Here is an 11,442-nt window from a genome sequence, read left to right as displayed (position 1 = left end):
AGCTTGTATCCATGTCTTAACAAACATCTTTCAATTCAATCAAATAGAGATTGGTTAAGCATGTCTATCTTTTCTGATTACAGTTCCAGTAGTGAAATGCACAATAATTTAACAATTGATTGTTATTTAGCACTTTCCTCTACCAAAGGCAGTGGAATTACTAATATCATTTCAATTATTCTTCAGCAAGCCCAGGATTATGATGTGGCGAAAATAACATGATGGTGAGGCGAAGCAGTTAAGGAAATCCTTATAAATAACTGTAATTTCAGAGGAATATTCTGACCTATTCCTTTTGCTTTTGATAACTGCGCGGGAACAAAGTAAAAATAATGACGATAAAACGGAGCATGTCAGCTCCGTTTCATTTGAAAGGAATTAATTAAGCAGGCCGGGGAAAATCCCCTTAATACCAGTAACGATAAATTCAATCCCCAACGCCATCAGCAATAGCCCCATAATACGCGTAATCACGTTGATGCCGGTCTGGCGTAAAACCCGTACCAGCCACGGTGCCATGCGGAACAATCCCCAGCAGCATAAAGCAAACAATGCAATAGCCACAAAGAAACCAAACAGATAGCTAATACTGTGATAACGCGTACCCCAGACGATGGTGGAACTAATCGCCCCTGGCCCCGCCATCAACGGCAACGCCAATGGCACTACACCAATGCTTTCACGTACCGCGGTTTCTGATTTTTCTTGCTTGTTCTGTTTATCCTCGCCGAGCTTGCCGCTGATCATCGACATCGCAATCGTCACCACCAGGATGCCACCGGCGATACGGAACGAATCAATTGATATACCAAAAAGCTGTAGAATCGTGTCGCCGAGAAAAAGCGAGATCCACAAGATAATGGCCACAGACAGGTTGGCTGTAAGGTTCGTTTTGTTTCGCGCTGCCGCTGTCTGATAACTGGTCATGCTGATAAAGACGGGAATAATCCCAACCGGGTTGACCAGCGCAAATAACCCGATGAAAAATTTGAAGTAAACGGGAAAATCAAAAAGGGTCTGAATCACGGTTAGCTCCGAAGCAAAAGCCGGATAATGTTAGCCATAAAAAGGTTAAAAAGACGCGCTGACAATACGCCTTTTAACCGCATTTTTCACCTCCTAACTACTTAAAATTGCTATCATTCGTTATTGTTATCTAGTTGTACAAAACATGCTAATGTAACCAACAAACCATACTACAATTTATTAACTGTTAGCTATAATGGCGAAAAGCGATGCTGAAAGGTGTCAGCTTCGCAAAAATTTGATTTGGATCACGTAATCAGTACCCAGAAGTGAGTAATCTTGCTTACGCCACCTGGAAGTGACGCATTAGAGATAAATAGCTCTAATGTTTAAACTCTTTTAGTAAATCACAGTGAGTGTGAGCGCGAGTAAGCTTTTGATTTTCATCGGTTAAGCAAATCATCACCGCACTGACTATACTCTCGTATTCGAGCAGATGATTTACTAAAAAAGTTTAACATTATCAGGAGAGCATTATGGCTGTTACTAATGTCGCTGAACTTAACGCACTCGTAGAGCGTGTAAAAAAAGCCCAGCGTGAATATGCCAGTTTCACTCAAGAGCAAGTAGACAAAATCTTCCGCGCCGCCGCCCTGGCAGCTGCAGATGCTCGAATCCCACTCGCGAAAATGGCCGTTGCCGAATCCGGCATGGGTATCGTCGAAGATAAAGTAATCAAAAACCACTTTGCTTCTGAATATATCTACAACGCCTATAAAGATGAAAAAACCTGTGGTGTTCTGTCTGAAGACGACACTTTTGGTACCATCACTATCGCTGAACCAATCGGTATTATTTGCGGTATCGTTCCGACTACTAACCCGACTTCAACGGCTATCTTCAAATCGCTGATCAGCCTGAAGACCCGTAACGCCATTATCTTCTCCCCGCACCCGCGTGCAAAAGATGCAACCAACAAAGCTGCAGATATTGTTCTGCAGGCTGCTATCGCTGCTGGTGCGCCGAAAGACCTGATTGGCTGGATCGATCAACCTTCTGTTGAACTGTCTAACGCGCTGATGCACCACCCAGACATCAACCTGATCCTCGCGACCGGTGGTCCGGGTATGGTTAAAGCCGCATACAGCTCCGGTAAACCAGCTATCGGCGTAGGCGCGGGTAACACTCCAGTCGTTATCGATGAAACTGCTGATATCAAACGTGCAGTTGCATCTGTACTGATGTCTAAAACCTTCGACAACGGCGTAATCTGTGCTTCTGAACAATCTGTTGTTGTAGTTGACTCTGTTTATGACGCGGTACGTGAGCGTTTCGCTACCCACGGCGGTTACATACTGCAGGGCAAAGAGCTGAAAGCAGTTCAGGACGTTATCCTGAAAAACGGCGCACTGAACGCAGCTATCGTTGGTCAGCCAGCCTATAAAATTGCTGAACTGGCAGGCTTCTCTGTACCAGAAAATACCAAGATTCTGATCGGTGAAGTGACCGTTGTTGATGAAAGCGAACCGTTCGCACATGAAAAACTGTCCCCGACTCTGGCAATGTACCGTGCTAAAGATTTCGAAGACGCGGTAGAAAAAGCAGAGAAACTGGTTGCTATGGGCGGCATCGGTCATACCTCTTGCCTGTACACTGACCAGGATAACCAACCGGCTCGCGTTGCCTACTTCGGTCAGAAAATGAAAACGGCCCGTATTCTGATCAACACCCCGGCGTCTCAGGGTGGTATCGGTGACCTGTATAACTTCAAACTCGCACCTTCCCTGACTCTGGGTTGTGGTTCCTGGGGTGGTAACTCCATCTCTGAAAACGTTGGTCCGAAACACCTGATCAACAAGAAAACCGTTGCTAAGCGAGCTGAAAACATGTTGTGGCACAAACTTCCGAAATCTATCTACTTCCGCCGTGGCTCTCTGCCAATCGCGCTGGATGAAGTGATTACTGATGGCCACAAACGTGCGCTCATCGTGACTGACCGCTTCCTGTTCAACAATGGTTATGCTGATCAGATCACTTCCGTACTGAAAGCAGCAGGCGTTGAAACTGAAGTCTTCTTCGAAGTAGAAGCTGACCCGACCCTGAGCATCGTTCGTAAAGGTGCAGAACTGGCAAACTCCTTCAAACCAGACGTGATTATCGCGCTGGGTGGTGGTTCCCCGATGGATGCCGCGAAGATCATGTGGGTCATGTACGAGCATCCAGAAACTCACTTCGAAGAACTGGCGCTGCGCTTTATGGATATCCGTAAACGTATCTACAAGTTCCCGAAAATGGGCGTGAAAGCGAAAATGATCGCTGTCACCACCACTTCTGGTACAGGTTCTGAAGTCACTCCGTTTGCGGTTGTAACTGACGACGCTACTGGTCAGAAATATCCGCTGGCAGACTATGCGCTGACCCCGGATATGGCGATTGTCGATGCCAACCTGGTTATGGACATGCCGAAGTCCCTGTGTGCTTTCGGTGGTCTGGACGCAGTAACTCACGCCATGGAAGCTTATGTTTCTGTACTGGCATCTGAGTTCTCTGATGGTCAGGCACTGCAGGCACTGAAACTGCTGAAAGAATATCTGCCAGCGTCCTACCACGAAGGATCTAAAAATCCGGTAGCGCGTGAACGTGTTCACAGTGCAGCAACTATCGCTGGTATCGCGTTTGCGAACGCCTTCCTGGGTGTATGTCACTCAATGGCGCACAAACTGGGTTCCCAGTTCCATATTCCGCACGGTCTGGCAAACGCCCTGCTGATTTGTAACGTTATTCGCTACAACGCGAATGACAACCCGACCAAGCAGACTGCATTCAGCCAGTATGACCGTCCGCAGGCTCGCCGTCGTTATGCTGAAATTGCTGACCACCTGGGTCTGAGCGCACCGGGCGACCGTACTGCTGCTAAGATCGAGAAACTGCTGGCATGGCTGGAAACGCTGAAAGCTGAACTGGGTATTCCGAAATCTATCCGTGAAGCTGGCGTTCAGGAAGCAGACTTCCTGGCGAATGTGGATAAACTGTCTGAAGATGCATTCGATGACCAGTGCACCGGCGCTAACCCGCGTTACCCACTGATCTCCGAGCTGAAACAGATTCTGCTGGATACCTACTACGGTCGTGATTATGTAGAAGGTGAAACTGTAGCGAAAAAAGAAGCCGCTCCGGCTAAAGCTGAGAAAAAAGCGAAGAAATCCGCTTAATAAGTAGCACTGTCTGGCAACATAAACGGTCCCTTCTGGGGCCGTTTTTTTGTTTTACCCAAAGCAACTTTCCCATAAACCGACAGCATTTGCCTTCATCATATTTACGGCGATGTATAACGCCTACACACAGCGATATTGTACTTTACGGGTCACAAGTCAACGTCACTGTAAAAGCGATCTGTGAGGGGTATAGTGGCGTTAAAGAACTGTCGAGAAGGGTATATACACCGGATGAAGTGCGTAAAATGAACTGACAGGATAAAAGCGCTCTGCTCACCCTGTCAGTAAAGAAATTCTTATTAATCGTGGCGATGCCTTTCCTGAATAGCCGTTAATGAGCCGACTTCTAACGCCTCTTTATAGTGTTTGCGGCATACAGAAACGTAGCGTTCATTACCACCAATAACCACCTGCTCACCTTCGTTATAAGGTCTGCCTGCTTGATCAAGACGCAGCACCATGCTTGCTTTACGGCCACAAAAACAGATGGTTTTTAATTCAACCAGTTTGTCGGACCATGCCAGTAAGTATTGGCTGCCAACAAATAATTCACCTCGAAAATCGGTACGTAAACCATAACAAAGTACGGGTATATCGAGTTGATCTACAACCTCCGATAATTCATATACTTGTTGTCTGGTTAAAAACTGGCATTCATCAACCAGTACGCAATGAATTGCCTGCTGTTCATGTTCCGCACGAATCTCATCAAATAATGATGAATTTTGGTTAAATAATTTTGCAGGCGATGACAAACCTATACGCGAGCTGACTTTCCCGGCACCAAAGCGATCATCAATTTCTGCCGTATATACGACAGTGCGCATGCCGCGTTCCTGGTAATTGTATGAAGATTGCAACAATGCTGTAGACTTACCCGCATTCATTGCGGAATAGTAGAAATATAGCTGTGCCATCAGCCACAGGCCCTCAATGATATGAATTAAAGTTGGCTGGAGTTTATCATAATTCGTCAGTTTTTCAGCTCAACAGTATGCATAGAAGTGGTATATGCGTTCTCCCTTACGAAGCCTTCCATAATCCTTCTGAGCTATCATTACAACTGCCTCGCTTGTTATAAGCGGGTAAATGACTGCTGGTAACTATTCACAATCTTTAACCTGTTGCGCAAGTAATAGCCCTCTGTTGACCTCCTGGAGATAGTGCAATACTAAGTCCCTGCTCTTATTGCGACTGTTCTACTTTTCATCATTCGCTTAATAGGGAATTCTCGTAAACACGACTAATACAGAAGACTGAAAGGTCGTCAGCCTACGATAATCTCCCCATAAAATGTGACATGAATCAGGAAGTTTTAACCTCACGTGCTGCGAAATCATCGGCGCAAATAGGGCTATATGCCGCGTCTTTTCTGGCTAATTTTATGAAAAGATATTTATTGGCGGCACAAAATAAAGAACAATTTTGAATTCCTTACATTCCTGGCTATTGCACAACTGAATTTAAGGCTCTATTATTACCTCAACAAACCACCCCAATATAAGTTTGAGATTACTACAATGAGCGAAGCACTTAAAATTCTGAACAACATCCGTACTCTTCGTGCGCAGGCAAGAGAATGTACACTTGAAACGCTGGAAGAAATGCTGGAAAAATTAGAAGTTGTTGTTAACGAACGTCGCGAAGAAGAAAGCGCGGCTGCTGCTGAAGTTGAAGAGCGCACTCGTAAACTGCAGCAATATCGCGAAATGCTGATCGCTGACGGTATTGACCCGAACGAACTGCTGAATAGCCTTGCTGCCGTTAAATCTGGCACCAAAGCTAAACGCGCTCAGCGTCCGGCAAAATACAGCTACGTTGACGAAAACGGCGAAACTAAAACCTGGACTGGCCAGGGTCGTACTCCAGCTGTAATCAAAAAAGCAATGGATGAGCAAGGTAAATCCCTCGACGATTTCCTGATCAAGCAATAATCTTTTGTAGATGACACTTGCTTAAAATCCCGCCATTGGCGGGATTTTTTATTGTCCGGTTTAAGACAATTTAATAAGAATAAGCTATAAAAAAACGGCGTCGATTGCTCAACACCGTTTCGTGGATAACACCGATACGGAAGTTACTTCTTAATGCCCATCTCTTCTTCAAGCCAGGCTTTAAATTCCGTGCCAAGGGTGTTATGACGAATACCGTATTCAACGAAGGCCTGCATGTAACCTAATTTATTACCGCAGTCATGGCTCTTCCCTTTCATATGATAGGCTTCCACCGTTTCTTTTTCGATCAGCATATCAATTGCGTCGGTGAGCTGAATTTCATCACCAGCACCCGGAGGGGTTTTTGCCAGCAACGGCCAAATATCCGCGCTAAGAACGTAACGACCCACAATAGCGAGATTAGACGGCGCAACATCCGCTTTTGGTTTTTCAACCACGCCAACCATCGGTACGCTTTCACCCGGCGCTAATTCAACGCCTTTGCAATCCACAACGCCATATGCGGTCACATCAGCAACCGGTTCAACCATGATCTGGCTATGACCCGTTTCATCAAAGCGGCGGATCATCTCTGCCAGGTTATCCTGTGACAAATCGGATTCATATTCATCCAGAATAACGTCAGGCAAAATAACAGCCACAGGTTCATCACCCACTACCGGGTGAGCACACAATACCGCGTGTCCCAGGCCTTTCGCCAGCCCCTGACGAACTTGCATAATAGTCACGTGCGGCGGACAAATAGACTGCACTTCATCAAGCAGTTGACGTTTTACACGTTTTTCCAGCATTGCTTCCAGTTCAAAACTGGTATCAAAGTGGTTTTCAATAGAGTTTTTAGATGAGTGAGTAACCAGCACAATTTCAGTAATGCCAGCCGCAATACATTCATTCACGACGTATTGAATTAATGGCTTATCGACAAGTGGCAGCATCTCTTTCGGGATGGCTTTCGTCGCCGGCAACATCCTGGTTCCTAATCCCGCAACGGGGATAACGGCTTTTTTGACTTTCGTATTAATGGCAGCCATTTAAATTCTCCTGGACTGTTCGTGTTTTGAACGTGTTCATATTTCTGTATCGCATCCCAGTATATCAGCACCCCGAAGGGGCTAAGTTCTGAAAAGGAGGCGAGTTAGCATAATTAAGACAATTACTTATACGAATGGCGACGATAGTACCACCAGCCGACATTAGCAGGTAATGCAAATTTAGCCCGCGTTATCGTTTGCTCATTCTGCAGACAACATCAAGCGAAGCCGACCACCGGTTCCCCATATTTGGCATTGCCAGGCATCGCATCGCTGGCTCAATTGATTCAAATAAGCGTTACCTAAAGTGCCTAACGGAACACCATTACTGATTTGCACCTGGTGTTCGCCAGTATTTAACGTCGCATTCAGACCCGCAGAAACCAGAATGAGATTTTTCAGTTCGCGATGATAATAGCCAACTAATAGCGGAAACTGCCCCGGCAGATTGGCCTGACGGAGTAAATGGTTTACCTGCTTCAATAACGCGCCCAACTCTGGCAACCGTTGATTTTGATGTGCAAGCTGTTCCTGTAATAATCCGTTAAACAATGCGCGTAATAACAAGGCAGCAAGTACGCCATTATGTCCAGCTCTGGTGACATCAAGGCAATAAAATGCAAGATCGTTTTCCGAAAGTGCGGCAATATCAAGCACCAGGCCGGGTTTGTCCGCGGCAACCAATTGACGATAATTAACCCGGCAATGGGAAATCACCTGCTGAACCGGCGGTTGCAATTCCTGTAATAATTTCGCCGCTGCGGCAGGGTTATCAACCATTGCATCCCAGTCGCGAAAAAGCCTCTCCTCTTCCTCAACGCGGGAATTAAACATGCTGGGATAGAGACAGGCAAAAACCATCTCGCGCAAGCGATTCAGATCTTTAACTGGTTTCAGCAAAACATCTTCAACGCCCAGACGTAACGCTTTGGCAATATCTGCCATATTTTCAGTGGCAGATATCACCAGAACCGGTGTCTGGTCACCTCTGTTGCGTATATGTTCCAGCAGTTTAAGCCCGTTCATTCGTGGCATCGCGATATCACATATCATCAGGTCTGGAGTGAAACCTCCCAGCAACTCAAGGGCATCCACCCCATCAGCCGCCAGTACCGTTGTCGCTCCCAATGAGGAAAACCACGAATCCAGAAGCGAGCGAAATACCTGCTCATCTTCAACAATGAGAATCTGTTTTCCGACCAATGGCTGCGTCATGTTCTCTCCCCTGACTGGCTTTACTCAATAGTGGCATGCTATTGCCACCTGCGCCTGTCAGAATTAACTTAAGTGTAGATAAAAATTCTGGTCAAATGTTGGTGCGTACCAACGGCAAAAGTTCGTCCATTTTCTTTTCCACTGCCAGCTGCCCAGCCGCAATGGCAGCGTGCGCGCGATGGAAATCAAGCGTAGATATTTGCGGGCAAACAGGTTGAATCAGAATATCGGGCGGATCACCTGCCATGCGGTTCCTTTTAAGGCGGTTCTCCAGCACCTGGATAGAAGTGGTCATAATCTCTGTTGCCGTTGGCGCTGTCACCGCCCGACGTGTCGTTATGCTGCCCAACCTTTCTTTCAGACGCGCATGCCACGGCAGAGAATCACCATTCTCGCTATTTTCTTCACTGACATTAAAGGAGAGCAGATCTTGTTGCATCAAATGAGCATCGTGCTGCAGGTCGACCGCTATCACAATATCAGCACCCAATGCACGCGTGAGCGAAATAGGAATTGGGTTAACTACTGCCCCATCAACCAGCCAGTAGCCGTTATGCGCAACGGGTGCCATTAGTCCTGGAATACTGCATGATGCACGAATAGCAAGATGGAGATCGCCTTCAGTAAACCATAATTCGCGCCCAGTACTTAAATTGGTGGCAACAGCCGCGAAGCGACGGGAACAATTTTCGATCTCTGTTTCCGGCATTATTTCGCGATATTGATTGAAGACACGCTCGCCGCGCAGTAACCCACCGCGCTGCCAGGAGAGATCCATCAGGCGTAAAACATCCCAATAACTGAAAGAGGTTACCCAATCTTCCAGCGCAGATAATCGATCGCATGCATAGGCCGCGCCCACCAGCGAACCAATTGAGCATCCTGCAACGATATCAATTTCAATACCCACTTTTTTTAGCGCATTAATAACGCCAATATGCGACCAACCTCTCGCCGCGCCAGATCCCAGCGCCAGCCCTATTTTTATCTTTCTCATTATTCCCGCAAGATTCCCCTGGAATGCAATCGTAGCAACATCGCTACTGCTCGGTTAACATAGTGCTACTCAGGCGGTTAATACGCCGTTATTGTTTCCAGGGAGATTATTTGTGTCTCAGCTTTGTCCCTGTGGTAGTGCTGTCGAGTATAGCCTATGTTGCCACCCTTATGTGTCTGGTGAAAAGGTTGCACCTGATCCAGAACATCTCATGCGTTCGCGTTACTGCGCTTTTGTGATGCAAGACGCAGATTATTTAATAAAGACTTGGCATCCGTCTTGTGGTGCGGCGGCGTTACGTGCCGAATTGATTGCCGGGTTTGCGCATACTGAATGGTTGGGATTGACCGTATTTGAACATTGTTGGCAGGACGGCGACAATATCGGATTTGTCAGTTTTGTTGCTCGATTTACCGAAGGTGGCAAAACAGGTGCAATAATTGAACGTTCGCGATTTTTGAAAGAAAACGGTCAATGGTACTATATTGACGGTACACGTCCGCAGTTTGGCCGCAACGATCCCTGCCCTTGTGGTTCAGGTAAAAAATTTAAAAAGTGCTGCGGCCAATAATGGTTGACGGTACGGTTTAGCAAACACTCTCAACAAGGTTTTTCCAGCAATGCATTCACTCCAACGTAAAGTTCTGCGTACTATTTGTCCGGACCAAAAAGGTCTGATCGCCCGTATTACCAATATTTGCTACAAGCACGAGTTAAATATCGTGCAGAACAATGAATTTGTTGATCACCGTACCGGGCGCTTTTTTATGCGCACGGAACTGGAAGGCATTTTTAATGATTCCACCCTGCTGGCGGATCTCGACAGCGCATTGCCAGAAGGCTCCGTACGTGAGCTGAATCCTGCCGGTCGTCGCCGGATAGTGATTCTGGTCACTAAAGAGGCGCATTGCCTTGGCGATTTGTTGATGAAAGCCAATTACGGCGGCCTGGATGTCGAAATCGCGGCAGTTATTGGTAACCACGATACTTTACGTTCTCTGGTTGAGCGTTTTGATATTCCGTTTGAGCTGGTAAGTCATGAAGGATTAAGTCGCAACGAGCACGATCAAAAAATGGCGGATGCCATTGACGCTTATCAGACTGACTACGTGGTGCTGGCGAAGTATATGCGCGTATTAACGCCAGAGTTCGTAGCACGCTTCCCGAATAAAATTATCAATATTCACCATTCATTCCTGCCAGCGTTTATCGGTGCACGTCCCTATCACCAGGCCTATGAGCGTGGCGTGAAGATTATTGGTGCAACCGCTCACTATGTGAATGACAATCTGGATGAAGGCCCAATCATCATGCAGGACGTTATTCATGTCGATCATACATACACGGCTGAAGATATGATGCGTGCAGGTCGTGATGTCGAGAAAAACGTCTTAAGCCGCGCGCTTTACAAAGTGCTGGCGCAGCGTGTATTTGTTTACGGTAACCGGACGATTATTCTTTAATCGCCAGCAAAATAGAACTGGTTGCCTTTAATCCGTTACGGATGAAAATTACGCAACCAGTTCATTTTTCTCAACGTAACCCTTTACAGCAGCGTGTCATTTGATATGATGCGCCCCGCTTCCCCACAAGGGAGCAGGCCAGTAAAAAGCATTACCCCGTGGTGGGGTTCCCGAGCGGCCAAAGGGAGCAGACTGTAAATCTGCCGTCATCGACTTCGAAGGTTCGAATCCTTCCCCCACCACCATCTCAAGCATTACATCAAAATTTGAATTATCCCTGGTGGGGTTCCCGAGCGGCCAAAGGGAGCAGACTGTAAATCTGCCGTCATCGACTTCGAAGGTTCGAATCCTTCCCCCACCACCATCACTTTCAAAAACCCCTGTATTCTCCAACGAATCCGTAACTGAATATTCTGCCCATGCGGGGAAGGATGAGAAGCTTCGACTAAGGTTCGACTCGAGCGCCAGCGAGAGAGCATTGCCGCAGGCAACGACCCGTAGGGCGAAGCGCGCAGCGCTGAGTAATCCTTCCCCACCACCATCACACCCTTAAATACTCAAAACCTGTTACTTCAAGCTAATTTGCCCCGTGGCACCGCG

Annotated in this window: 9 protein-coding genes, 2 tRNA genes and 1 other RNA gene; 7 read left to right on the top strand and 5 right to left on the bottom strand. The window is 46.9% G+C overall.

The genetic code is table 11. The features are described 5' to 3' along the window. Positions 1 to 378 precede the first annotated feature (378 nt). Positions 379 to 1,026, bottom strand: a complete 648-nt coding sequence (gene ychE, locus QUE34_RS07755; RefSeq protein WP_000616773.1) for an NAAT family transporter YchE — start codon at positions 1,024 to 1,026, stop codon at positions 379 to 381. 476 nt (positions 1,027 to 1,502) lie between these two features. Here ychE and adhE point away from each other — a divergent pair, with 476 nt between their 5' ends. Then, complete coding sequence (adhE, locus tag QUE34_RS07750; RefSeq protein ID WP_103254009.1) at positions 1,503 to 4,178, top strand: bifunctional acetaldehyde-CoA/alcohol dehydrogenase; 2,676 nt, start codon at positions 1,503 to 1,505, stop codon at positions 4,176 to 4,178. A gap of 302 nt (positions 4,179 to 4,480) precedes the next feature. Here the strand turns inward: adhE and tdk are convergent, their stop codons facing one another. Further along, complete coding sequence (gene tdk / locus QUE34_RS07745) at positions 4,481 to 5,098, bottom strand: thymidine kinase (RefSeq protein WP_103254010.1); 618 nt, start codon at positions 5,096 to 5,098, stop codon at positions 4,481 to 4,483. A gap of 603 nt (positions 5,099 to 5,701) precedes the next feature. On the opposite strand from tdk, the gene hns reads away from it, so the two are divergent. Then, complete coding sequence (gene hns / locus QUE34_RS07740; RefSeq protein ID WP_001287378.1) at positions 5,702 to 6,115, top strand: histone-like nucleoid-structuring protein H-NS; 414 nt, start codon at positions 5,702 to 5,704, stop codon at positions 6,113 to 6,115. A gap of 143 nt (positions 6,116 to 6,258) precedes the next feature. Here hns and galU read toward each other — a convergent pair whose 3' ends face one another. The 3 genes from galU to rssA all read right to left on the bottom strand — a co-directional run bounded on the left by galU (position 6,259) and on the right by rssA (position 9,379). Continuing rightward, a complete protein-coding gene (galU, locus tag QUE34_RS07735; protein WP_000718995.1) occupies positions 6,259 to 7,167 on the bottom strand; it encodes a UTP--glucose-1-phosphate uridylyltransferase GalU in 909 nt (302 codons plus the stop codon). A 201-nt stretch (positions 7,168 to 7,368) separates the two neighbouring features. Then, a complete protein-coding gene (rssB, locus tag QUE34_RS07730) occupies positions 7,369 to 8,382 on the bottom strand; it encodes a two-component system response regulator RssB (RefSeq protein WP_000193447.1) in 1,014 nt (337 codons plus the stop codon). Positions 8,383 to 8,473: 91 nt separating this feature from the next. Then, positions 8,474 to 9,379 carry a patatin-like phospholipase RssA gene (gene rssA / locus QUE34_RS07725; RefSeq protein ID WP_001226476.1) on the bottom strand — a complete coding sequence of 302 codons (906 nt, stop codon included), beginning with the start codon at positions 9,377 to 9,379 and terminating at the stop codon, positions 8,474 to 8,476. A 112-nt stretch (positions 9,380 to 9,491) separates the two neighbouring features. Here rssA and QUE34_RS07720 point away from each other — a divergent pair, with 112 nt between their 5' ends. The 5 genes from QUE34_RS07720 (at position 9,492) to QUE34_RS07700 (ending at position 11,383) form a co-directional block, all read left to right on the top strand. After that, on the top strand, positions 9,492 to 9,950 hold the full coding sequence (locus QUE34_RS07720; protein ID WP_001602321.1) for a YchJ family protein: 459 nt from the start codon (positions 9,492 to 9,494) through the stop codon (positions 9,948 to 9,950). Between the two features lie 49 nt (positions 9,951 to 9,999). Continuing rightward, positions 10,000 to 10,842 (top strand): formyltetrahydrofolate deformylase, encoded by an 843-nt coding sequence (purU, locus tag QUE34_RS07715; RefSeq protein ID WP_103253932.1) that lies wholly within the window; start codon positions 10,000 to 10,002, stop codon positions 10,840 to 10,842. Between the two features lie 160 nt (positions 10,843 to 11,002). After that, a tRNA-Tyr gene (locus tag QUE34_RS07710) sits at positions 11,003 to 11,087 on the top strand. Between the two features lie 34 nt (positions 11,088 to 11,121). Further along, positions 11,122 to 11,206 (top strand) — tRNA-Tyr (locus QUE34_RS07705). A gap of 46 nt (positions 11,207 to 11,252) precedes the next feature. Next, positions 11,253 to 11,383: non-coding RNA, RtT sRNA (locus QUE34_RS07700), on the top strand. Positions 11,384 to 11,442 lie beyond the last annotated feature (59 nt).

It is taken from the genome of Escherichia sp. KS167_9B (genome assembly GCF_030295215.1).
Lineage (GTDB): Bacteria > Pseudomonadota > Gammaproteobacteria > Enterobacterales > Enterobacteriaceae > Escherichia > Escherichia coli_F.
Note: the sequence above shows the minus strand (reverse complement) of the source record. Positions and strands in the feature narration are given on the sequence as shown.